This window comes from Vogesella indigofera (assembly GCF_003633895.1).
Lineage (GTDB): Bacteria > Pseudomonadota > Gammaproteobacteria > Burkholderiales > Chromobacteriaceae > Vogesella > Vogesella indigofera.
The window spans coordinates 1-22,263 of the sequence record NZ_RBID01000006.1; the positions used below are offsets into that span (position 1 = coordinate 1).

General features: G+C 65.8%; 18 protein-coding genes and 1 rRNA gene. 8 read left to right on the forward strand and 11 right to left on the reverse strand.

Annotated elements, in window-relative coordinates; all coding sequences use genetic code 11:
• Positions 1-115: 115 nt before the first annotated feature.
• Both hslU and hslV read right to left on the reverse strand, forming a co-directional pair.
• The gene (gene hslU / locus C8E02_RS02060) at positions 116-1,453 is read right to left on the reverse strand and encodes an ATP-dependent protease ATPase subunit HslU (protein ID WP_120809463.1); all 1,338 of its coding nucleotides are present in this window, start codon (positions 1,451-1,453) and stop codon (positions 116-118) included.
• 31 nt (positions 1,454-1,484) lie between these two features.
• Positions 1,485-2,021, reverse strand: coding sequence for an ATP-dependent protease subunit HslV (gene hslV, locus C8E02_RS02065; protein ID WP_047968318.1), 537 nt, complete (start codon positions 2,019-2,021; stop codon positions 1,485-1,487).
• Positions 2,022-2,209: 188 nt separating this feature from the next.
• Between hslV and C8E02_RS02070 the strand changes: the two genes are divergently transcribed.
• The 6 genes from C8E02_RS02070 (at position 2,210) to C8E02_RS02095 (ending at position 8,488) form a co-directional block, all read left to right on the forward strand.
• The gene (locus C8E02_RS02070; RefSeq protein WP_120809464.1) at positions 2,210-2,869 is read left to right on the forward strand and encodes an energy transducer TonB; all 660 of its coding nucleotides are present in this window, start codon (positions 2,210-2,212) and stop codon (positions 2,867-2,869) included.
• Positions 2,870-2,872: 3 nt separating this feature from the next.
• Positions 2,873-3,547: a MotA/TolQ/ExbB proton channel family protein gene (locus C8E02_RS02075; protein WP_120809465.1), complete on the forward strand. Its 675-nt coding sequence runs from the start codon at positions 2,873-2,875 to the stop codon at positions 3,545-3,547.
• Positions 3,534-3,944, forward strand: coding sequence for an ExbD/TolR family protein (locus tag C8E02_RS02080; RefSeq protein WP_047968321.1), 411 nt, complete (start codon positions 3,534-3,536; stop codon positions 3,942-3,944). Before C8E02_RS02075 ends, C8E02_RS02080 begins: the two co-directional genes overlap by 14 nt.
• Positions 3,945-4,053: 109 nt before the next feature.
• Positions 4,054-6,261, forward strand: a complete 2,208-nt coding sequence (locus C8E02_RS02085) for a TonB-dependent receptor (protein ID WP_120809466.1) — start codon at positions 4,054-4,056, stop codon at positions 6,259-6,261.
• Positions 6,262-6,408: 147 nt separating this feature from the next.
• Positions 6,409-7,089 carry a Fe2+-dependent dioxygenase gene (locus C8E02_RS02090; RefSeq protein ID WP_047968323.1) on the forward strand — a complete coding sequence of 227 codons (681 nt, stop codon included), beginning with the start codon at positions 6,409-6,411 and terminating at the stop codon, positions 7,087-7,089.
• 505 nt (positions 7,090-7,594) lie between these two features.
• Positions 7,595-8,488, forward strand: coding sequence for a LysR substrate-binding domain-containing protein (locus C8E02_RS02095; RefSeq protein WP_120809467.1), 894 nt, complete (start codon positions 7,595-7,597; stop codon positions 8,486-8,488).
• A gap of 112 nt (positions 8,489-8,600) precedes the next feature.
• On the opposite strand, the gene siaD is transcribed toward C8E02_RS02095, so the two are convergent.
• The 7 genes from siaD to C8E02_RS02130 all read right to left on the reverse strand — a co-directional run bounded on the left by siaD (position 8,601) and on the right by C8E02_RS02130 (position 19,450).
• Entirely contained in the window at positions 8,601-9,392 is a 792-nt protein-coding gene (gene siaD, locus C8E02_RS02100) for a biofilm regulation diguanylate cyclase SiaD (RefSeq protein ID WP_120809468.1), read from the reverse strand.
• Entirely contained in the window at positions 9,389-9,784 is a 396-nt protein-coding gene (siaC, locus tag C8E02_RS02105) for a biofilm regulation phosphoprotein SiaC (protein ID WP_047968325.1), read from the reverse strand. Before siaC ends, siaD begins: the two co-directional genes overlap by 4 nt.
• 22 nt (positions 9,785-9,806) lie before the next feature.
• Complete coding sequence (siaB, locus tag C8E02_RS02110) at positions 9,807-10,349, reverse strand: biofilm regulation protein kinase SiaB (protein ID WP_120809469.1); 543 nt, start codon at positions 10,347-10,349, stop codon at positions 9,807-9,809.
• Positions 10,350-10,371: 22 nt separating this feature from the next.
• The gene (gene siaA, locus C8E02_RS02115) at positions 10,372-12,354 is read right to left on the reverse strand and encodes a biofilm regulation protein phosphatase SiaA (protein ID WP_120809470.1); all 1,983 of its coding nucleotides are present in this window, start codon (positions 12,352-12,354) and stop codon (positions 10,372-10,374) included.
• 242 nt (positions 12,355-12,596) lie between these two features.
• Entirely contained in the window at positions 12,597-15,665 is a 3,069-nt protein-coding gene (locus tag C8E02_RS02120; protein WP_245961040.1) for an efflux RND transporter permease subunit, read from the reverse strand.
• Positions 15,662-16,888, reverse strand: coding sequence for an efflux RND transporter periplasmic adaptor subunit (locus C8E02_RS02125; RefSeq protein WP_120809472.1), 1,227 nt, complete (start codon positions 16,886-16,888; stop codon positions 15,662-15,664). Before C8E02_RS02125 ends, C8E02_RS02120 begins: the two co-directional genes overlap by 4 nt.
• 198 nt (positions 16,889-17,086) lie before the next feature.
• Positions 17,087-19,450, reverse strand: a complete 2,364-nt coding sequence (locus C8E02_RS02130) for an EAL domain-containing protein (RefSeq protein WP_120809473.1) — start codon at positions 19,448-19,450, stop codon at positions 17,087-17,089.
• A 410-nt stretch (positions 19,451-19,860) separates the two neighbouring features.
• Here C8E02_RS02130 and C8E02_RS02135 point away from each other — a divergent pair, with 410 nt between their 5' ends.
• A complete protein-coding gene (locus C8E02_RS02135) occupies positions 19,861-21,120 on the forward strand; it encodes a nitronate monooxygenase (RefSeq protein WP_120809474.1) in 1,260 nt (419 codons plus the stop codon).
• A 78-nt stretch (positions 21,121-21,198) separates the two neighbouring features.
• On the opposite strand, the gene C8E02_RS17335 is transcribed toward C8E02_RS02135, so the two are convergent.
• The gene (locus C8E02_RS17335) at positions 21,199-21,375 is read right to left on the reverse strand and encodes a hypothetical protein (protein ID WP_156168065.1); all 177 of its coding nucleotides are present in this window, start codon (positions 21,373-21,375) and stop codon (positions 21,199-21,201) included.
• A 217-nt stretch (positions 21,376-21,592) separates the two neighbouring features.
• Here C8E02_RS17335 and C8E02_RS02145 point away from each other — a divergent pair, with 217 nt between their 5' ends.
• Positions 21,593-21,982 (forward strand): YidB family protein, encoded by a 390-nt coding sequence (locus C8E02_RS02145; protein WP_120809475.1) that lies wholly within the window; start codon positions 21,593-21,595, stop codon positions 21,980-21,982.
• Positions 21,983-22,173: 191 nt separating this feature from the next.
• On the opposite strand, the gene rrf is transcribed toward C8E02_RS02145, so the two are convergent.
• A 5S ribosomal RNA gene (gene rrf, locus C8E02_RS17795) occupies positions 22,174-22,263 on the reverse strand; the annotation flags it as partial.

Below are 22,263 nucleotides of genomic sequence, written 5' to 3' on the forward strand. Positions count from 1 at the left end.
CCCGCCTTTTTACGCCCGATTTTTATATTTACCCGCTTTTGAAACGTTAACGGCCGCCTGACGGCGGCCGCTGACGCGGACAACGTTGGCCGCAACCCTGCGGCCAAGCTTGTACTTATAGAACGTAGCGCGCCAGGTCCTCGCGCTGCGCCAGCAGGTCCAGCTTGCTGTCGACGTAGCCAGCATCCAGTTCGAAACGACCAGCCTTGCCATCGAAGGCGATGCTCTCCAGCAGCTTCTCCATCACGGTATAGAGACGGCGCGCACCGATGTTCTCGGTCTTCTCGTTCACCTGCCACGCGATCTCGGCCAGGCGCTGGATGCCGCTGTCGGCAAACACCAGCTCGATGCCTTCGGTGGCCAGCAGCGCCTGGTACTGGCGGGTGAGGCAGGCGTCGGTATTGGTGAGAATGGCCTTGAAGTCGTCGACCGACAGCGAGTCCAGCTCGACGCGGATCGGGAAGCGGCCCTGCAGCTCCGGGATCAGGTCCGACGGCTTGGACAGGTGGAAGGCGCCGGAGGCGACGAACAGGATGTGGTCGGTCTTGATCATGCCGTACTTGGTGGTGACGGTGGTGCCCTCCACCAGCGGCAGCAGGTCGCGCTGCACCCCGGCGCGCGAAATGTCGGCGTTGTTGCCTTCGGCACGGCTGGTGACCTTGTCGATCTCGTCGAGGAACACGATGCCGTTCTGCTCGACATTGCGCAGCGCCTCGGCCTTGATCTCCTCGTCGTTGACCAGCTTGGCCGCCTCTTCGTCGATCAGCAGCTTGTAGGCTTCGGCGATGGTCAGCTTGCGCGTCTTCTTCTTGCCGGCGTTGAGGCCCTGGAACAGGCCCTGCAGCTGACTGGAGAAGTCTTCCATACCTGGCGGGCTCAGGATTTCCATCCGCGCCGGCGCCTCGGCCAGCTCGATCTCGATTTCCTTGTCGTCGAGCGCACCTTCGCGCAGCTTCTTGCGGAATTTCTGGCGGGTGGCGCCGTCTTCCGGCTTGTCGGCCGCAGTCTCTTCGGTGAAGAAGCCGGCCGCTGGCCGCGGCCGTGGCAACAGCACGTCGAGGATGCGCTCTTCGGCACCGTCTTCGGCGCGGTGGCGGTTGCGCACGATGGCGGCGTCGCGCGCTTCCTTCAGTGCCACTTCCACCAGGTCGCGAATGATGGTGTCGACGTCGCGGCCAACGTAGCCGACCTCGGTGAACTTGGTGGCTTCCACCTTGATGAACGGCGCATTGGACAGCCGCGCCAGGCGGCGGGCGATCTCGGTCTTGCCGACGCCGGTCGGCCCGATCATCAGGATGTTCTTGGGGGTGATCTCGCTCTTCAGCGGCTCGGCCACCTGCTGGCGGCGCCAGCGGTTGCGCAGGGCGATGGCGACGGCGCGCTTGGCGGCCTGCTGGCCGATGATGTGCTTGTCCAGTTCGTGGACGATTTCCTGTGGCGTCATGGTGGTCATGGAGATATCCGCAGTAAAGGTTGGCCGCAACTCAGCCCAGGGTTTCGATCAGGTGGTTGTGATTGGTATAGATGCAGATGTCGCCGGCGATCTCCAGCGACTTCTTCACCACCACTTCCGGATCGAGATCGGTGTTCTCGAACAGCGCCCGCGCCGCGGACTGGGCGAAGGCGCCGCCGGAGCCGATGGCGGCGATGCCCTGCTCCGGCTCCAGCACGTCGCCGTTGCCGGTGATGATCAGCGTCGATTCGCTGTCGGCGACGATCAGCATCGCCTCCAGCCGGCGCAGCATGCGGTCGGTGCGCCAGTCCTTGGCCAGCTCCACCGCCGAGCGCACCAGATGGCCCTGGTGTTTTTCCAGCTTGGCCTCGAAGCGTTCGAACAGGGTGAAGGCGTCGGCAGTGCCACCGGCGAAGCCGGCCAGCACCTTGTCGTGATACAGGCGGCGCACCTTGCGCGCGGTGGACTTGATCACGATATTGCCGAGGGTTACCTGGCCGTCGCCGCCCAGCGCCACACGCTGGCCACGGCGCACCGATACGATGGTAGTTCCGTCAAACTGCTGCATTCACTGCCCCACTGAAAAAGCGACCACGGGATGTCGATCGTCTTTTTCAATATGTAGTCAGCGGCGCATTAATCAAGCGCCCGATCCCCGCCCGCCAGCGACGCCAGCCCCCTCACCACCACGCCGAAGTTGACCCGTTGCCACGTCATCGATAATATAAATGGGAATTACTATCAAGATGATTTGCAATGGAATCCTCGTTTTCACGCTACACCATGCTGGCCGCCATCACTGCCGGCCACGTCGGCCTGCTGCTGTCGATGAGCCATGCCGCGCCACCGGCGCAGCCGCCACAGCCGCTGCCGATGGAAATGGTGACCATTCCGACGCCGCCGGCACCGGACATCCGCCCGCAACCGCCCGCACCGGCCAAGACGGCCACCGCCAAACCGCGCAAGGCGGCACCGGCACCGCGGCCGTTACCGGCGCCCATCAAGCCGTCGCCGAAGGCGATCACCACCGACACCCGCGCCGAGGCCGTCACCAGCAAGACACCAGCCGTAGCCGAGGCGCCAGTCGCCAGCCGTAGCGAGCCCGCGCCACCGGCCCCGCCGGCACCGGTCGTCCCGCCGACCCATATCGGCGGCCACCTCGGCAATCCGCGCCCGGTGTATCCGCCGCTGTCGATCGAGCTGGGCGAAGCCGGCGCCGTCGGCCTGCGCGTGGCGGTCAGCGCCGACGGCCGGGCACAGGAGGTCAGCATTGCCCGCTCCAGCGGCTTCCCGCGCCTCGACCGCGCCGCGCTGCAGGCGGTGCGCAACTGGCGCTTCCGCCCGGCGACGCGCGGCAACGAGGCCATCCCCTACACCTATGTCTTCAATGTCGACTTCGACCTTACCAAAGCCTAAACCATGAACCTGATGCTGACTTTCCAACAGGGCGACGCCATTCTGGTGTCGGTATTCCTGATCCTGATCGCGATGTCGATCCTCACCTGGTACTTCATCGCGCTGCGCGGCTGGCGCGCGTGGCAGGTACGGCGCGACAACCGTGCCTCGGAAGCCACACTGTGGGCGGCCGCGTCGTGGACGGAAGTGGAAACCGCACTGCAGCACAGCGAGGCTCCGGTCGCGCGCCTGACCCAGGACGGCCTCGGCGCGCTGCGCCAGTACCGCCAGCACAGCACCAGCTCGCTGGGCCAGAGCTGCAGCCTCGACGAATACCTGACCCGCGCGCTGCGCAAGCGCCTGGCGCAGGAACAGCAGCAGCTGGAGGGCGGCATGACCTTCCTCGCCACCATCGGCTCCACCGCGCCGTTCATCGGCCTGTTCGGCACGGTGTGGGGCATCTATCACGCGCTGGTCAACATCGGCACCCAGGGTCAGGTGTCGATCGCCACCGTCGCCGGCCCGATCGGCGAGGCACTGGTCGCCACGGCGGCAGGGTTGGCCGCAGCCATCCCGGCGGTGATGGCCTACAACACCTTCGTGCGCCTGAACCGCGTCATCAACCAGGACATGGACCACTTCACCCACGACCTGCACGCGCAGCTGCTGACCCGCGGAGGTGAAGATGGCGTTCGGTAGTTTTGACAAGGGCGCCGACGCGCCGATGGCCGAGATCAACACCACGCCGCTGGTCGACGTGATGCTGGTCCTGCTGGTGGTGTTCATCATCACCGCGCCGCTGCTGACCAATGCGGTGAAGCTGGACCTGCCGCAGGCCAGCGCCGCGCAACACCAGGACAAGCCGCAGGCGATCCGGCTGGTGATCAACGCCGAGGGCAAGATGTTCTGGAACGACGCGCCGGTGGAATCCGGCGTGCTGCGCAGCCGCTTTGCCGAGGCCGCTGCGGCCAACCCTGAAGTCGAGCTGCACCTGCGCGCCGACAAGTCGGTGCGCTACGAGCTGGTCGCCATCACTCTCGCCGATGCGCAAAGCGCCGGTGTCAGCCGTATCGGCTTCGTCACCGAAGCCGACTGATTTTCGGCTAACTGATTTTTCCCGCGCGCACCATCCCTGACGCCACGGCCCGCCGGCCGTGGTGCGGGACGCGTGTTGTCTTCAACCTTGCACACGGACCACCACAATAATGAAACGGCATCTCACCCCCTCTGCCGCCATCGCGCAGAAAAAACGACCGAACAAAATGCTCGCCAGCGTGCTGGCCGTCAGCCTGGCGCCGGGCCTGGCGCTAGCCGACGATGCCAAGAGCAGCGATACCGCGCAACTGGAAACCATCAAGGTGCAGGCGGAGCAGGCACCACGTGGCAGCTACAACGCCGCCACCACCACGCTGGGCAAGCAGAAGCAGGCATTGAAGGATGTACCGCAGGCGGTCTCGGTGGTCACCCGCCAGCTGATCGCCGACCAGGGCGACATCAACATGAAGGACGTGCTGAAGAACGTGTCCGGCATCACCTTCGTCGCCGGTGAGGGCGGCCGCTCCGGCGACTCCATCATCCTGCGCGGCTTCTCCGCCTTTGGCGATACCTACCGCGACGGCCAGCGCGACGTGGCGCAGTACAACCGCGACCCGTTCAACGACGAGCGCATCGAGGTGCTGAAGGGCGCCAGCTCAATGCTGTTCGGCCGCGGCTCCACCGGCGGTGTGATCAACCAGGTCAGCAAGACCCCGTTTGCCGGCGAACAGGTGGAACTGTCCACCACCATTGGCACCAACGATTTCTATCGCGGCACCGCCGACATCAACCAGGCGCTGTCCGATACCGCCGCCATCCGCCTGAACGTGATGGCCACCAATGACGGCAGCCCGGACGGTATCAGCGAATCCAAGCGCCACGGCATCGCACCGTCGATCGCCTTCGGCCTCGGCGAACCGACCACCATCGTGCTGTCGCACATGCAGCTGAAGGAAAACAACACCCCGATGCTGGGCGTGCCGTTCGACCCCAACACGCTGCAGCCGATCGACGTGCCGGTGGACCGTTACTACGGCCTGCAGGGTATGAACAGCGAGGACATCACCGCCGACATCAGCACCGTGCGCGCCACCCACAAGCTGGACAGCAAGAACGAGATCGCCGCCCAGCTGCGCGTCGGCCGCTATGACCGCCAGGTGATCGTGTCGCAGCCACAGCTGCGCAACTCGCCGGCCGGCACCCCGGTCACCGATGCCACCCAGCTCGGCTACAGCGGCAAGCTGCGCGGTTCGCTGAACGAGACCCAGTCGCTGAGCGTCGACTACAACGGCAAGTTCGACACCGGCAGCCTCAGCCACGAACTGCTGGCCGGCGTGGAATTCACCCGCGAAACGCAGAACGCCTACAGCATCCGCGCCAGCAGCGCGGTGCCGAACGTGGTCGGCAGCGTCGGCGATCCGGAAGGCTTCTACACCGGTGGCTACACCCGTCACCGTTCCAACGACTTCGTGACCCGCAACCTGGCCGCCTACGTCACCGACACCGTGGCGCTGAACCAGCAGTGGAAGGTGATGGCCGGCCTGCGCATGGACCAGCTGGAAGGCACCTACAAGACCTACAACACCACCACCGGCGTGCAAACCGGCAGCAGCAAGCGTGACGATCGCGGCCTCAGCTACCGTACCGGCCTGATCTGGCAGCCGACCAAGGAATCCAGCTACTACCTCGGTTACAGCAGCCTGATGAACCCGTCCGGCGAGGCCTACCAGTTCGACCTGTCGGCCGGTCTGACCACCGACAAGCAGCAACCGGAGCGCAACAAGCACTACGAAATCGGTGCCAAGTGGGATCTGGCCGACGGCGATGCCACCCTGCGCGCCGCCGTGTTCCGCACCGAGAAGCTGAACGAACGCAACACCGACGCGCTGTCGCCGGACGTCGCCATTCTCTACGCCAAGCGTCACACCGATGGCGTCGAAGTGGAAATCGCCGGCCGCCTCAGCGAGAAGTGGGAAGTGTTTGCCGGTGCCACGCTGATGGATCCGAAGATCGACCAGGGCTGGGCCAACAACGCACCGACCGACGCCAACAAGGGTGCCGTGCCGAAGTACACGCCGAAGAAGACCGCCAATATCTGGACCACCTACAAGGTGACCGACAAGGTCACCGCCGGCGTCGGCCTGTACTACACCGGCAAGCGCTACGTGGCCGACTCCAGCAGCGACCAGTCCAGAACCCGTTTCGCACCGAGCTATGTGCGTGCCGACGCGATGCTGTCGTACGAGGAGCGCAAGTACAATGTGCGCCTCAACGTCAACAACCTCACCAACAAGAAGTACTACGACGCACTGTACGGCGGCCATGCCTCCGCCGCATCGCCGCGTGAGGTGCAGCTGACCGTGGGTTACAAGTACTAAGCCCGCGCGCCTTGCGGCCAACCTTGTCGCGCACAGGTTGGCCGCAAGGCCGTTTTGGCGAGCGCGGCAGAACGCTCGCCAAAACGCTGGCAGGATGCGCCACCCCGTCCCCTGCGTCTGCCAACCCCGTTTTGATCAGGAAACCCCATGCTGCTGCACATCCCCGAAGTCCTCACCGCCGAAGAACTGTCCCACGCCCGCATGCTGCTGGCCAATGCCCAGTGGCAGGACGGCCGTGCCACCGCCGGCCACCAGGCGCTCGACGTCAAACACAATCTGCAACTGCCGCCGCAGGGCGAGGCCGCGCGCGAACTGGCGGCGCTGGTACAGCGCGCGCTGGCGCGCAATGCGCTGTTCATGTCGGCGGCGCTGCCCAAGGTCACCATGACGCCGATGTTCAACTGCTACCAGGGCGGCATGACCTACGGCAATCACGTCGATAATGCCATCCGCAGCGACCCGCTCTCCGGCCAGTACGTGCGCACCGACGTGTCGTGCACGCTGTTTTTCAGTAATCCGGACGAGTACCAGGGCGGCGAGCTGGTGGCGGAAGACACCTACGGCCTGCACAGTGTCAAGCTGCCGGCCGGCGACATGATCCTGTACCCGTCCACCAGCCTGCACCGGGTGGAGCCGGTCACCGCCGGCGCGCGGCTGGCCTCGTTCATGTGGACGCAGAGCATGATCCGCGATGACGCCAAGCGCGCGATGCTGTTCGACATGGACATGTCGATCATCGCGCTGCGCCAGCAGGTGGGAGACAGCGAGGAAGTGGTAAACCTGACCGCGCTGTATCACAACCTGCTGCGGATGTGGGCGGAGATCTGAACGGACGCCGTTGCGGCCAACCCTGGCCGCAAGGCAAAAAAAACCCCGCCGGATCATGATCCGGCGGGACACCGTGAGACAGAGCAAACCCTGACAAACAGGGCGATACAGCCAGTACCCGGCGACGCCGGACACCGTGGTGATCCGCCGCAGCACGACCCATTCGTTGCTGCAGCATCACGCCTACCACACACCTGTCGGACAGGGCAGGTTCCTCATGATGCGCTTGCCGGCATCGCCGCAAGCACACCCTTCATTCGTCTGGCCACCCGCCGCAAGCGGGTCATGCCAAAAAAGCAGGCAGAACAAAAACAATCTTGCGCCGGAGCAGCGCATGAGAATATTGCATTGCTCAAAAATAATGCACCTCGGCAAGGGGCGCCGTACAGTGCGCTAAGTCGTTCATCTTTATCGGCAGCGCGCTAGAGAATACGGGCAAGACCCATGGTTGACAAAGCATTAATACGCATGTTTACCATGCATAAAACTCATGGCGAATCCGTAGATGAAACTCCCTCCCCTCAATGCCTTGCGCGTGTTCCTGGTTGCCGCCGAACAGCTGTCGTTCACCCGCGCCGGCGACACCCTGCACCTGACCCAGGGCGCGGTCAGCCGCCACATCCAGTCGCTGGAAGCGCACTACGGCTTGCAGCTGTTCGTGCGCCAGGCGCGCGGGCTGGCGCTGACGCCGGAGGGCATGGCGCTGCTGCCGGCGGTGCGCGACGCCTTTCACCGCATCGAGGCGGCCAGCGACGCCATCAACCGCCGCAGCCGCGAGCTGCGCATCAAGACCAGCCCGTCGATTGCCGCGCGCTGGGTGCTGCCCAAGCTGGCCGGTTTCCGCGCCCGCCACCCGGAGCTGATCGTCAGCATGATCTCGATCACCGGCTTTGACCCCAACTTCAAGAGCCGCGAGTACGACATCTCGTTCCAGGCCAGCCTGACCAAGGAGCCGGGGCTGGTCTACCACCGCCTGCGCCCGGCGCGCTTCATCCCGGTCGCGGCGCCGGCACTGCTCGGCAACGCCACGCCGCCGGCACCGGAAGCGTTCCGCGACTACCCGCTGCTGCACCCGTCGCACGACGACAACTTCTGGCATCACTGGTTTACGTTGGCCGGGGTGGAAGTCAGCGGCAATCTCGACGCCTACACCTTCGACACGCTGGATCTGGCGATCACCGCCACCCTGCGCGGCATGGGCATCACCCTCGCCGACGAGAGCATGATCGGCGAGGAACTGGCCAACGGCAGCCTGATCGCGCTGTCCGACATCGCGCTGCAGACCGAGTGGGCCTACTACCTGATCTACCCGCAGGAGCTGGCCGACCTGCCGAGCGTGATCGCGTTCCGCGACTGGGCGCTGGCGGAATTTGCCGAAGCGAGCGCCGGCACCGGCTGATGCCGGCGCTCGACGTGAGGCGAAAGGGGAAATCCGGGGGAAAAGGCAGGACGGCAATGCCGCAGGGGAAACCGCTCACCACCAGCGGCCGCGCTAGCCGCCGGCTGGCGGATCAGACGGCCAGTTGCTGGCTGTCGCGCCCGTCGCGCTTGGCCTGCAGCAATGCGGCATCGGCACGGTTGAGCAGCTCGGAATAACTCTCGCCGTCGCCGCGGTACTGCGCCAGCCCGGCGCTGACCGTGATCGACAGCACCTCGTCTCCGACGCGCACCTTCAGCTGGCTGATGCAGCCACGCACGCGGCGGACGATGTCGTCGGCCAGCGCCAGTGTCGACTCCGGCAGGATGATCAGGAATTCCTCGCCACCCCAGCGGCCGCACAGGTCGTACTCGCGCACCTCCGCCTCCATCACCCGCGCCGTCTCGATCAGCACGGTATCGCCGACATCGTGGCCGTGGCCGTCATTGATGCGCTTGAAGCGGTCGATGTCGAGCATGGCGACGCAGAAGCTGTGGCCCAGGCGTTCGCTGCGCTCCATCTCCGCCTTCAGGCGCTCGATCAGCGGGCGGCGGTTGGCCAGCGCGGTGAGCGGGTCGTGGGTGGCCGCTTCCTTCAGCGCGATGTTCAGCTCGCGCATCATGTGCTGGTAGCGGTCGGAAATGCGCGCCACCTTTTCCAGCTGGCGCAGCTGCTTGTCGAAGCGCTCGGCCAAGCTCAGCTCGCGCTGCCGCGCCATGCTCTGGTAGGCGTCCGACATGCGGGTGATGCGCTCCATGCGGTTGAGCAGCTCGCGGTACTGGAACCACAGCTGGCCCAGCGCGAAATTGAGCGGATGCTCGCGCAGGTCCGGATCCGCCAGCAGGCGCTTGATCAGCTCTTCCAGCTCACCGTTGTCGCGGCTCATGATGCGCTGGCTGCCGAATCCAGCGCGACAATGGCAAACGGGAAGGTGCAGTCTTCCTTGAATTCTTCGGCCAGTTCCGCCACCCGCTCGTTGCGCGGGTCATAGCGCCAGTTCACCGCCACCGGCTTGCCGTCGTGGTGCGCTTCTTCCAGCAGATCGAGGATGTCCATCATCGCCTTGATGCTGCTGGTATTGAGGTACAACAGGCGCAGCTCCAGCGTCAGCGGGCGGCCGGCTTCCAGCAGGAAGCGCTCGACCCAGCTGAACACCTGCTGGAACAGTTCGTAGGAGTTTTCCGGATAGGAATCCCCCTGCATCGACAGGGTGCCGTGGTCCCAGTCGCCGTCGATGGCGGGAGTGGATTGACTGCCGGGGATGGAGAAGTTGCTCATCTTCTGGGTGCTCGGTAATGGTTCAGATCTCGGCGCGCAGTCTGACAAAGGCGCGGCCATCGGTCAACTGGCGCAGGCTGCCCTGCAGCGGCGCGCTGGACTTGCGGGCGATGTCGATCAGCCCCAGCCCGGCGCCGCTGGCGGCCTCGGCCTCGCGCGGCTTGCGCAGCTGCTCCTTGTAGCGCGCCTTCAGCGCCGCCTTGTCGAGGCCGGCCAGCTCGTCAATGCAGGCCAGCAGGGCCTCGCCGTCGGCCTGCTCGATGATGTTGCCGGCGGACACCACGTAGTGGCCGGCGTCGTTGCGCGCCACCACCACGGTGGCGCTGGCGTCGGTCTCGGTCCAGCCTTTCTGTTGCGCGTAGTGGCGGATGTTCTGCGTCAGCTCGATGTAGACGCCGAACACATCCATCGCCGATGACGGGTGTGCGTGATCCGCCGCCAGATAGTTGCGCAGCGCGTTGCCAATTTCCTCGATCAGGCTGCGCGAGATCGGGCCATTGAAGCACAGCATGATCTGCTGGCGGTTATAGCTCTCGCGCATGCTGAACAGGTCAAACGGTTCCATGGAAGCTCCCCTTGGTTGAGCATCAGTCAAAACGGAAACACAGCATGGTGATGTCGTCGCGCTGCGCGTGCCGGCCCTGGTACTCGGCCAGCGTGGCGCTGAATGCCTGCCCCTGCTCGTCCAGCGGCAGGCGCGCGTGACGACGGATCATCTCGGCAAAACGGCTGCTGCCAAAGCCGAAGCCCAGCTCGCCACCGGCCTGGTCGAGGAAACCGTCGGTGGTCATGTAGAAGCTGCGGCCGGCTTGCAGCGGCAACTGTGCATTCTGGTACTCGCCGATGCGTTTGTCACCAATGGCGCGCCGCGCGCCGGGCAGTTCGCCGACATCGTCGCCGTCGCTGTAGTACAGCGCGATCTTGGCGCCGGCAAAGGTCACCGTGCGCGCCTGCAGGTCGACGCAGGCAAAACCGGCGTCCATATTGGTGGCCAGCACGTGGCCACTACGCTCCTCGCGCAGCATGCCGCGCAGGATGCGGTCACAGCGGGTGAGGATGCCGGCCGGATCGTCCATGCCGACGTCGACGATCGCCTGGTCGATGGCGGCGTGCGCCAGCATCGTCATCAGCGCGCCCGGCACGCCGTGGCCGGCGCAATCGACCACCCCGAACAGCAGGGTATGGTCGCCGGCACGGTAGACGTAGAAATCACCGCCGACCACGTCGCGCGGCCGCCACAGCACCGCGTGCTTCTCGCCCAGCGCCTGCACCAGCTGGCGGTCGGGCAGCATCGCACGCTGGATCAGGCTGGCGTAGTCGATGGAATCGTCGATCTTCTTGTGCGCGGCCGCCATCTCGCGGTTGGCCTCTTCCAGCGCGCGGGTGCGTTCGCGCACGCGGTGCTCCAGCTCGCTGGTATGGCTGCACACCTTGTGCGCCATCACGCCGAAGGCGGCGCTCAGCTCGCCGATCTCGTCGTCGCGCTCCGCCGGCAGCGCCACCTCATACTGCCCGGCCGCCATCGCCTGCGCCGACTTGCGCAGCTGGCTGATCGGGCGCAACACCAGCTTTTCCACCGCGTAGGCAAAGCCGAGCAGCAGCGCCGCCAGCAGTACCGCCAGTGCGATCAGCGCCGGAGTCAGCCACGGGCCGTCGAACACCCGCGCCGCATTGAGGTCCACCGCGGTCACCACGTGCCAGCCCAGCTCCGGGATGAAGCTCAGCGCCAGCAGCTGCTGCTTGCCGCCCAGCGTCGCCCACAGCATGGCCACCTCGCCGGGACGGGATTCGGCCTGCCGCATCGCCAGCCGCAGCGCCTGCTGCTCCTGGGCATCGCCCAGCTGCAAGCCACGCGCCGCCTGCCCCTTGCCGGAGGCGGAATTGAGCGCGATCAGCCGCGGATCGGGGTGCGCCTGGATCGCGCCCTGGCGGTTGAGGATCATCGGCGTGATGCCGGCCTCGCGGCTGCGGATGAAATCGTTGAGGAAGGTGGTCAGTTCCAGCCCGGTGCCGGCCAGGCCAACCTTCTGGCCGCCCTCGTGCACGATGACGTTGATCCACGCCTTGGTCACCTTCAGCTGGCTGTCGTGGTTGACGTTGATGTTGAAGGTGGCGGTATCGCGCAGGGTATTGAAGTACCAGCTGTCGTCGGCCTTGTCGGCGCGCAGCAGGTAGCGCGCGGATTCGGTGTGCGGGCTCTTGCCGTCGTTGAAGTAGTAGGCGTGCGTGCGGTTGCTGATCAGGAAGTAGGAGTGGTCGCGGAAATCGCGGCGGTAGCCCTCCGCCTCGCGGAAGAACAGCTCGCGCTTGGCGATGTCGGTCTCGTCGCGCAGCCACTGGCGGGTGACCTCGGAATCGGCCAGCCGCAGCGACAGCGCCAGCTCGCGCGACAGCGGCGCGAAGATCTTCTCGCGTTGCAGCAGCGTGGTGTTGCGCGCGAACGCCTCGCCGAAGTGGGTACGGATGCTGTCCACCACCTGCCAGCCGATCAGCGCCGCCGGCACCAAGGCAATGACACAGGCCAGCAATAACGCCAGCAACGATTTTCCCCGCAGGCCCAGCATTGCCATGTAAATCTCATTTGTCGTTTGATAATCAATCGATTATGCCGTGCGCACTGCGGGGCGGCAATCAAGGCGCAGCGCTACGCACTGCGGCCAACCCTGCTGGCAGCAGGGTTGATGTAGTTGTCAGTAAATGACTACGTTTAAATAAAGCATTGACTATCAAATCACGCCAAATGACGGCGACAAAAAGCGACAGCCCGCGGGCAGGCCCCGGGCTGTCGCGATGCCGGTGGGCAACGAATGCGCTACGCCGCCTGCGGCACGGCGACGCGCCGCGACCCCAGCTGGTCAAACCACAGATACAGCACCGGGGTGATGTACAGCGTGATCAGCTGCGAGAACACCAGCCCGCCGACCACCGCCAGCCCCAGCGGCTGACGCAGTTCGGCGCCGGCGCCCAGCCCCAGCGCAATCGGCAGCGCGCCCATCATCGCCGCCAGCGTGGTCATCAGGATCGGGCGCAGCCGCAGCAGGCAGGCGGTGCGGATGGCGTCGAACGGGGTCATGCCCTGCTCGCGCTGCGCCGCCAGCGCAAAGTCGATCATCATGATCGCGTTCTTCTTCACGATGCCGATCAGCATCAGGATGCCGATGCTGGCGATGATGGTCAGCTCCTGCCCGAACAGCATCAGCGCCCCCAGCGCGCCCATCGCCGCCGACGGCAGGCCGGCGAGAATGGTCAGCGGGTGGATGTAGCTCTCGTACAGCACCCCCAGCAGCACGTAGATCACCAGCACCGCCACCGCCAGCAGCACGGTCTGGCTGCCCTGCGACTGGGCGAAGGCGGCGGCGTCGCCGCCGTAACTGGTGAAGATGCTGGCCGGCAGGCCGATGTCGGCGGCGATCGCCTTCAGTCGGGTGTCGGCATCGCCCAGCGCCACGCCGGGGGCGAGGTTGAACGACACCGTCACCGCCGGCAGCTGGCCCTGGTGGTTCACCGACACCGGCCCGACATTGCGCTGTACGCTGGCCAGCGCCGACAGCGGCACCAGCGTGCCGTTGCTGCTGCGCACCGACAGCCGCGTCAGGTCGTTCTCGTTGATGCGGTAGCGCTCGTCCAGCTGCATCACCACCGGGTAACTGTCCGACGGGGTGTAGATGGTGGACACCTCGCGCTGGCCGAAGGCGGCGTACAGCGTGTTGCGGATCGCCTGCAGGCTGACGCCGAGCTGCGCCGCCTGTTCGCGGTTGACCAGCAGTTGCGCCTGCAGCCCCTTGAGCTGGGCGTCGCTGGTCACATCCTGGAACATCGGCTCGGCGCGCATCGCGCGTTCCAGCTTGTCCGACCACTCGTACAGCGCCGCCGACTCCACACTTTGCAGCACGTACTGGTAGCGGCTCTTGGAGGAGCGGCCACCCAGGCGCAGGCTCTGCACCGGGTTGATGAACGAGGTCAGCCCGGTGACGCGGCCCAGCTCGCGGCGCAATTCGCCGACCACGCTGTCCATGTCCGGACGTTGGCCGCGCGGCTTCAGCGACACGAACATGCGCCCGCCGCCGCTGTTCAGCGACGAGGTGACGCTGGCGACGTGGCGGTTGTCGCGCACGATGTCGCTGGCGCGCTGCTGCAGCTCGGCCAGCCGCTGGTAGGACACGTCCTGGCCGGCATCGGTGATGATGGTGATCTGGCCGTTGTCCTCGTTCGGGAAAAAGCCCTTCGGGATCGCCATGAACATCCACGCCGAACCGGCGAAGGTCAGCAGCGCCACCAGCAGCGTGGTGCGGCGCCAGTGCAGCGCCCCGTCCAGCGTGCGCTGGTACGCCGCCAGCACCGCGGCGAAGGCGCGCTCGAAGCTGCGCGCCAGCGGATTGTGCAGCGTGCTATGCGACTGGTCGCCGCGCAAAAAGCGTGCGGCCAACATCGGGATCAGCGTCAGCGATACCAGCGCCGACACCAGCACCGCCATGGTCACCACCACCGCGAACTCGTGGAACAGCAGCCCGATCACGCCCTCCATGTAAAAGATCGGGATGAAGATCGCTACCAGCGACAGCGAGATCGACACGATGGTGAACGCCACCTCGCGCGAGCCGCGCAGCGCCGCCTCCAGCGCCGACAAGCCCTGCTCGCGGTAGCGCACGATGTTCTCCAGCACCACCACCGCGTCGTCGACCACCAGCCCCACCGCCAGCGTCAGCGCCAGCAGCGTGATGTTGTTGAGGCTGAAGCCGAGGAAGAACATCAGCGCCAGCGTGCCGATGATGGACACCGGCAGCGACAGCGCCGGAATCGCCGTCGCCGCCGCGCGCTGCAGGAAGATGAAGATCACCATCACCACCAGCGCCACCGTCAGCATCAGCGTCAGGTTGACGTCGTGCACCGCCTCGCGGATCGACTCCGAGCGGTCGCTCAGCGGCGCGATGCGCACCGAGCCGGGCAGCTGCGCTTCCAGCTTCGGCAGCGCGGCGCGGATGGCGTCGACCACCGCCACGGTATTGCCGTCGGCCTGGCGGAACACCGCCAGCACGATGGAGCGCTCGCCATTGACCCAGCTGCCGGTCTTCAGGTTTTCCACGCTGTCCTCCACCGTCGCCACGTCGGCCAGCCGCACCACGCTGCCCTGCCGCTGCGCGATCGCCAGCGCGGCGAATTCGGCGGCATTGCGCAGCTGGCGGTTGCTCTGGATGGTGAGGATCTGCGCCGGGCCTTCCAGCGTGCCCAGCGGGGTGTTGACGTTGGCCGCACGCACCGCGGTGGCGATGTCTTCCAGCGTCAGGTCCAGCGCCGCCAGCTTCTGCGGATCCGGCTTGATGCGCACCGCGTAACGCTTCTGGCCGAAGATCTGCACCTGCGCCACGCCGTCCAGCGTCGACAGCGTCGGCGACACCAGGTTTTCGGCGTAGTCGTTGAGCGCGGTCAGCGCCAGCGACGGCGAGTTCACCGCCAGCAGCAGGATCGGCGCGTCGGCGGGGTTGACCTTGCGATAGGACGGCAGCTGCGTCATCTCGGTCGGCAGGCCGCGCTGCGCGCGCAGCAGCGCGGCCTGCACGTCGACCGCGGCGGCGTCGATGTCGCGGCCGGAGACGAATTCCAGCGTGATCGAGGTACTGCCCTGGGTGCTGCTGGAGCTGATGATGTTGATGCCGGGAATGGTGGCGAACTGCTTTTCCAGCGGCGTGGCCACCGACGAGGCCATGGTTTCCGGGCTGGCGCCGGACAGGTTGGCGGAGACGTTGATGGTCGGCGTGTCGAAGCTCGGCAGCGCGGCGATCGGCAGCCGCCCCAGCACCAGCAGGCCGCCGATCACCAGGCTCAGGCACAGCAGCACCGTCATCACCGGACGGCGGATGCACAATTCGGACAGGTTCATCATGGCGCCGCCCCGGCCGCGGCGGAGGCCTCCGCCGTGCGGCCAACGTTGGCCGCAGGCAGCGGGCAGCTGGCTACCGTTTCAGGCTGGACGGCGGCCTTCGCTGCGCGCGGCTTGGCACGGGCTACCGTCACCGTCTCGCCGGGGCGCACGTTCTGGCCGCCGCTGCTGATCACCGCCGTGCCGGGGGCCACGCCACGCACGATGGCCTGCTCGTCCTGCACCGCCAGCAGCGTCAGCGGCAGACGCCGCACCTTGTTGTCCTTGCCCACGCCATAGGTGAACTGGCCGTCGGGGCCGGTAATCAGCGCCGCCACCGGCAGCGCCACCGCGTCACGGTAGTGGCCGGCATCCAGCGTCACGCGCACGAACTGCCCCGGCCACAACGCCTTGCCGGCATTGGCAAACTGCGCCTTGAGCAGCACGTTGCCGTTGCTGCTGTCCACCGCGCTGTCGATGAAGCTCAGCTGCCCCTGATGGCAGCTGCCATCGGCCTCGTTCAGCGCGTACACCGTCAGCGGCGCCTGCGCCTGGGCCTGGCGCACCACCGGCAGTTGCCGTTCCGCCAGGTAGAAGCTGACCGCCACCGGCGCGACGCGGGTGATGGTCAGCAGCGGGGGCGCCATCGACGGCTGCACCAGCGCCCCCGGCGACAGGCTGATGGCGCCGACCTGGCCGGCCACCGGTGCGCGCAGCGTCTTGCGCGCCAGTTGCACCTGCACCGCGTCGATCTGCGCGCGGTCGGCGGCCAGGTTGGCCGCCAGCGATTCCACCCTGGCCTGCACCGTGTCCAGCGCGCTTTGCGAGATGAACTGCTGCTGCTTCAGCTCCTGGCTGCGCGAGAGTTCGCGGCGGGCAATGTTCAGCTGCGCCTGGTTGGCGGCCAGCGCGGCGCGCGCCTTGGCCAGCTCCGCCCGCTCGGCGGCGGCATCCAGCTGCACCAGCACCTCGCCCACCACGACCTGCTGTCCTTCGCGCACGCGGATGGCGGCAATCACGCCGCTGTCCTGCGGCCGCAACTCCAGCCGGTCCAGCGCGGTGACATTGCCGTTGGTACTGAGGCGGATGCTGGCCGGCGCGCTGCTGACCGGGCTGAGCTCGACGCTGGTGGCGCGCTTGCCGCGCGCGGCGTCGGCCGGTGCCGAGGAGTTGGCGCCCTGCTGCCACCAGATGGCGCCGCCCAGCGCCGTGATGACCGCCACCGCCAGGAGGGGTTTGTGCTTCATGACTATGCCTGCCGTTAAGCCCGCGCCCACCACGGCGGCCACAGGCGGAATGAATCCGGGGCCGGCGCGGACGCGGGGAACATGAGAAGTAGGAATTCACTGCGTAACACGCAGAGTAACGGCTAACCATGAAAACCGGGAGCGGCAATTCGTTAAGAAATCTTGGATGGCATGGCGAGGCCGTGCCGCGGCCAAGCGTCAGCGCACGTGCTGGTGGAATTGCTCCAGCTCCGCCAGCGGCATCGGCCGGCCGTACAGAAAGCCCTGGTACAACTCGCAGCCGTGGTCGTAGAGAAACTGCTGCTGCGCCTCGGTTTCCACCCCTTCCGCCACCACCTGCAGCGACAGGCTGCGGCTGATCGACAGGATGGCGGTGACGATGGCGGCATCGTCGGCGTCGCTGGTCATGTCGCGGATGAAGCTCTGGTCGATCTTGATCTGGTCCAGCGGCAGCTTTTTCAGGTAGGACAGCGAGGAATAGCCGGTGCCGAAGTCGTCCATCGAAAAGCGGATGCCCATCTGGCGCAGCTGGTTCATCTTGCGGACGGTATCGTCGACGTTGTCGATGACGATGCTCTCGGTGAACTCCAGCTTCAGCCGGGCCGGCGGCGCGCCGGTTTCCGCCAGGATGGCACGCACCTCGTCGACGAAGCCGGCGTGGCGGAACTGGCGGATGCTGACATTGATCGACAGCGTCAGCGCCGCGTACTGCGGCTGGCGGGCCCAGCGCGCCAGCGTCTGGCAGGCGCTGCGCAGCACCCACTGCCCGATCGACAGGATGGTGCCGGTTTCCTCCGCCAGCGGGATGAACTGGCTCGGCGAGATCCAGCCGACCTTGGGGTGATGCCAGCGCAGCAGCAGCTCGGCGCCGACCAGGCGGCCGCCGCGATCGACCTGCGGCTGGGCATAGATCAGCAGCTCGTTCAGCTCCTGCGCGTGGTACAGCGCATTCTGGATCACGGCGCGGATCTCCAGCGCGTACTGCATCTCGATATTGTAGAAGCACAGCGTGTTGCGGCCGGCGGCCTTGGCGTCGTACAGCGCGAGGTCGGCGTGCTTGAGCAGGTCGTCCAGCGCGGCGTGGTCGCCATGGAACAGGCCGATGCCGATACTGGCCGTGGTCTGGAACACGCGCGGGCTGTCCTTGCGTTCGAAGGAAAACGGCAGCCCGACCGCCAGCCGGATCTGCTCCGCCAGCTGCTCGGCGCGGCTGGCCGCCCTGGCCTCGTCCTTGGCCAGCCCTTCCAGGATCACCACGAACTCGTCGCCGCCGAGCCGCGCCACGGTGTCCTCGGCACGCACGCACTCGCGCAGGCGCAGCGCGATGCACTGCAGGAAGCTGTCGCCGACATCGTGGCCCTGGGTGTCGTTGAGGGTCTTGAAGTGGTCGAGGTCGAGCAGCAGGATCGCGCCATACAGTGCGCTGCGCTCGCTGCGCACCAGCGCGTAGCGCAGCCGGTCGAGGAACAGGCGCCGGTTGGGCAGCTCGGTGAGCACGTCCTGGAACGCCAGTGTGCTGATCTGCTGCTGGTAGGCCTTGCGCTCGCTGATGTCCTCGATAAAGCTGATGAAGTAGTGCGGCCGGCCATTGCCGTGGCGTACCAGCGACACCGTCAAGTTGGCCCACACCAGGGCGCCATCGCCGCGCAGGTAGCGTTTTTCCAGCTGGTAGGTGTCGATCTCGCCGGCCAGCAGTTGCGCCACCCGCGCCAGATCGGCATCCAGATCCTCGGGGTAGGTCACCGCCTGGAAGGTGCGCGCCACCAGCTCGGCGCGGTCGAGGCCGAGGATGTCGCACAGTTTGCCGTTGACCTTGAGCAGGCTGCCGTCCGGCGCCACCAGCGCGATGCCGACCGCGGCCTGCTCGAAGATCACCTCGAAGCGTTCGTCGCGCTCCTGCCGCGCCAGCAGCAGGTCCAGTTCGGCGCGGCGCAACGCCAGCTCCAGCAGCTGGCGCTGGTGATAGGTCCACAACAGGCTGCCCATCACGAAAAAGCCGAGCAGCTGCACGCCGGCCAGCGTCAGCCCGGAATCCACAAACAGCCGCCAGCCCTGCTGCCACGGCGGGATCAGCAGCAGCGACAGCGCCTCTGCCAGCCCGGCCCAGCAGCCGACCAGCAGGCCGAGACGCAGCGGGTGCGCCACCAGCGGCATCGACGCCGGAAACGGCTGCGCCGCCAGCAAGGGCCGGCTCTGGTAGCGCAACAGCCACAGGGTGCCCAGCAGGTTCAGCATCAGCCCGCACACGCCGGCCACGGCACCGGCGCCGCCCAGCTGCAGCCGGTACAGGCAGCCGGCCAGCGCGGTGATGCCACCCACCCACGGCCCGCCAAACAGGATGGCGACCGCGAGGATGGCGCCGCGCGCATCGAGGAACACCCCCGGCGCCACCGCAAACGGATAGGCCAGGGTATAGAGCATGGCGCCGGTAAAGATCAGCGCCAGCGCCACATTGCGCCAGCGCAGCCGCGCGCCGGGGATGACCGCCAGCACCGCCACATACAGCCCGAACAGGCCGAGGATGGGTAACAGTGTTGGCAACAGTCCAAGCAGTACTGCCATAACCCGGCCTCTTCAACACACCACAGCACGCAATCGCGGCACCGCCAGCACGGGCCGCCCAGAAATGACATCGAAATAGCAATTGTCAGGTATCACTATAGCCAGCAATCCCTGCTTGCAAAGCAGAACCACTGCCAATTGTCATTGCCGCGCGCGCGCAACGTCGTCAGCGTGTCATGCAGCGGCGCCACACTGCCGCCAGCGCCGCACACCAGGGCTGAACGTTGGTCGCAGCATGCGGTCCCAGCCTTGTACGCCACGACGCCCCCCACAAACCGTCGCCCGCACCAGCTCACGCGGCAAGACCGGGCAGGGCCGAAAATGGTATGATATTGAGCGAGCAATTACTCTAAAGCTGACCTGCGGCCTGAATCGCGGCCCCCGGCAACACGGAAACGGACACCAAAGCAATGAAGTGCGTAGATGACTTTCGCCTGAAACTGGGCGACAAAGAGCTGGTCCCCATCATCACCGGTGGCATGGGCGTGGACATTTCCACCGCCGCGCTGGCGCTGGAAGCTGCCCGTCTTGGCGGCATCGGCCACATCTCGGACGCCATGGTGCCGACCGTTACCGACCGCCGCTTCAACACCAAGTACGTCAAGGACAAGCTGAAGCAGTACAAATTCAACGTCGAGAACAGCGACAAGTCGGTGGTGCAGTTCAACCTCGGCCTGCTGGAAGAGGCGACCAAGCTGCACGTTGGCCACACCATGGACGCCAAGCGCGGCGACGGCATGGTGTTCATCAACTGCATGGAAAAGCTGACCATGAACGCGCCGAAGGACACCCTGCGTGTCCGCATGCGCGCCGCCATGGACGCCGGCATCGACGGCATCACCCTCGCCGCCGGCCTGCATCTGGGCAGCTTCGCCCTGATTGAGGACCACCCGCGCTTCCGCGACGTGAAGCTGGGCATCATCGTGTCGTCGCTGCGCGCGCTGCAGCTGTTCCTGAAGAAGAGCGCCCGCACCAACCGCCTGCCCGACTACATCGTGATCGAAGGCCCGCTGGCCGGCGGCCACCTCGGCTTCGGCCTCGACTGGGCACAGTACGACCTGGCCACCATCGTCGCCGAGATCCGCGACTGGCTGGTCGAACAGAAGCTGGATATCCCGCTGGTCCCGGCCGGCGGCATCTTTACCGGCACCGATGCCACCAACTTCCTGGAAATGGGCGCCGCTGCCGTGCAGGTCGCCACCCGCTTCACCGTCACCCGCGAATGCGGCCTGCCGGAGAACGTGCAGCAGGAATACTTCAAGGCCAGCGAAGACGAGATCGAAGTCAACCAGATCTCGCCGACCGGCTACCCGATGCGCATGCTGAAGAGCAGCCCGGCGATCGGCGACATCATCCGCCCCAACTGCGAGGCCTACGGCTACCTGCTCGATGCCTCCGGCAATTGCCAGTACATCGACGCCTACAACCGCGAACACGCTGCCCATCCGGGCGAGCGCCGCGTGCGCATCTGGGACAAGACCTGCCTGTGCACCCACATGCGTAACTTCGACTGCTGGACCTGTGGCCACTACACCTACCGTCTGAAGGACACCACCCATCGCAACGCCGATGGCAGCTACCAGATCCTCAGCGCCGAACACGTGTTCCACGACTACCAGTTCAGCAAGGACAACCGCATCGCCCTGCCGCAAACCAGCGCCGCCGTCTGAACACCGCCCAAACAAAAAGCCGCCATTCCTCAGGAATAGCGGCTTTTTTTATTTGCGGCCAACGTTGGCCGCAACGGCTTACTTCGACTGCGGCTTCACCTGCTGCAGCAACTGCCCCAGCAGCGGATGGCCTTTGCCGGCGGACTTGCCGTTGTTGGAATCCTTGCCGAAACGGTCCGGCGATCCCTTCTTGCGGATATCGTCTTTCAGCTTGACTGCAGCCAGGCGCTGCATATCGAAATGATTGATCGGCATGACACTCTCCCAAAATGCGAACGCGGCAGTATGCGCCAGCCGCGCCGCAAAGTCCACGCCATTGCCCTCACCCGGTCACGGCAACACAAATAAAAACAGCGGCTTAGCCAGTCTCACCACAAACCGGCAATGACAAAGGGAACATCCGTGCGAAAAGCATTGTCTGTAACCGGACTATGGTTTAAACCAGAATCTCCCCCAAATAGAAAGGTCGATCATGAGCCTGTTCAATCAACTTGGCAGCTTGCTGGATAACGGCGGCGACAGCAACTGGTTAAGCAGCGCCAATACGCTGCTGGAACAAAACGGCGGCGTCAGCGGCCTGGTCGAGAAATTCCAGAGCGGCGGGCTGGGCGAAATCGTCAACTCCTGGGTCGGCACCGGCAGCAACCTCAGCATCACCCCGGAGCAGATCGAATCGGTGCTCGGCCAGAGCCAACTCGGCGATGTCGCCGCCAAACTGGGACTGGACAGCAGCCAGCTGTCGCAGCAGCTGGCCGACCACCTGCCGACCCTGATCGACAAGCTGACGCCGGGTGGCGAGCTGCCCGCCGACAACCTGCTGGCGCAAGGGCTGGACCTCGCCAAGGGACTGTTCAACCGCTGAGCGCGGCAGTATTCAGCCGGCCAGGTCGGTCAAGGTTGGCCGCAGCCCACCCCAAAACCAAGCCCGGCCGCCAGGCCGGGCTTGTGTCGTCCGCACTGCGCGGCTTTGAGAAGGCAGTGGAAAGTTCTTCCACTGCACGCAAAGCACAAAGCCCAGCTTGATGTCTCAAGCTGGGCTTTGTTTAAGGGGGCGTCTGGCGGTGTCCTACTTTCACACAGGTATCTGCACTATCATCGGCGCTAAGGCGTTTCACGGTCCTGTTCGGAATGGGAAGGCGTGGG

What these genes read in the sequence shown, in the direction of transcription:
- C8E02_RS02070 (WP_120809464.1), top strand. Translation starts at nt 2,210, where the DNA reads ATGGAATCCTCGTTTTCACGCTACACCATGCTGGCCGCCATCACTGCC.
- C8E02_RS02120 (WP_245961040.1), bottom strand. Translation starts at nt 15,665, where the DNA reads ATGATGAACCTGTCCGAATTGTGCATCCGCCGTCCGGTGATGACGGTG.
- C8E02_RS02130 (WP_120809473.1), bottom strand. Translation starts at nt 19,450, where the DNA reads ATGGCAGTACTGCTTGGACTGTTGCCAACACTGTTACCCATCCTCGGC.
- siaA (WP_120809470.1), bottom strand. Translation starts at nt 12,354, where the DNA reads ATGGCAATGCTGGGCCTGCGGGGAAAATCGTTGCTGGCGTTATTGCTG.
- C8E02_RS02095 (WP_120809467.1), top strand. Translation starts at nt 7,595, where the DNA reads ATGAAACTCCCTCCCCTCAATGCCTTGCGCGTGTTCCTGGTTGCCGCC.
- C8E02_RS02135 (WP_120809474.1), top strand. Translation starts at nt 19,861, where the DNA reads ATGAAGTGCGTAGATGACTTTCGCCTGAAACTGGGCGACAAAGAGCTG.
- siaD (WP_120809468.1), bottom strand. Translation starts at nt 9,392, where the DNA reads ATGAGCCGCGACAACGGTGAGCTGGAAGAGCTGATCAAGCGCCTGCTG.
- hslU (WP_120809463.1), bottom strand. Translation starts at nt 1,453, where the DNA reads ATGACCACCATGACGCCACAGGAAATCGTCCACGAACTGGACAAGCAC.
- C8E02_RS02090 (WP_047968323.1), top strand. Translation starts at nt 6,409, where the DNA reads ATGCTGCTGCACATCCCCGAAGTCCTCACCGCCGAAGAACTGTCCCAC.
- C8E02_RS02085 (WP_120809466.1), top strand. Translation starts at nt 4,054, where the DNA reads ATGAAACGGCATCTCACCCCCTCTGCCGCCATCGCGCAGAAAAAACGA.
- C8E02_RS02075 (WP_120809465.1), top strand. Translation starts at nt 2,873, where the DNA reads ATGAACCTGATGCTGACTTTCCAACAGGGCGACGCCATTCTGGTGTCG.
- C8E02_RS02145 (WP_120809475.1), top strand. Translation starts at nt 21,593, where the DNA reads ATGAGCCTGTTCAATCAACTTGGCAGCTTGCTGGATAACGGCGGCGAC.
- C8E02_RS02125 (WP_120809472.1), bottom strand. Translation starts at nt 16,888, where the DNA reads ATGAAGCACAAACCCCTCCTGGCGGTGGCGGTCATCACGGCGCTGGGC.
- siaB (WP_120809469.1), bottom strand. Translation starts at nt 10,349, where the DNA reads ATGGAACCGTTTGACCTGTTCAGCATGCGCGAGAGCTATAACCGCCAG.
- siaC (WP_047968325.1), bottom strand. Translation starts at nt 9,784, where the DNA reads ATGAGCAACTTCTCCATCCCCGGCAGTCAATCCACTCCCGCCATCGAC.
- hslV (WP_047968318.1), bottom strand. Translation starts at nt 2,021, where the DNA reads ATGCAGCAGTTTGACGGAACTACCATCGTATCGGTGCGCCGTGGCCAG.
- C8E02_RS02080 (WP_047968321.1), top strand. Translation starts at nt 3,534, where the DNA reads ATGGCGTTCGGTAGTTTTGACAAGGGCGCCGACGCGCCGATGGCCGAG.
- C8E02_RS17335 (WP_156168065.1), bottom strand. Translation starts at nt 21,375, where the DNA reads ATGCCGATCAATCATTTCGATATGCAGCGCCTGGCTGCAGTCAAGCTG.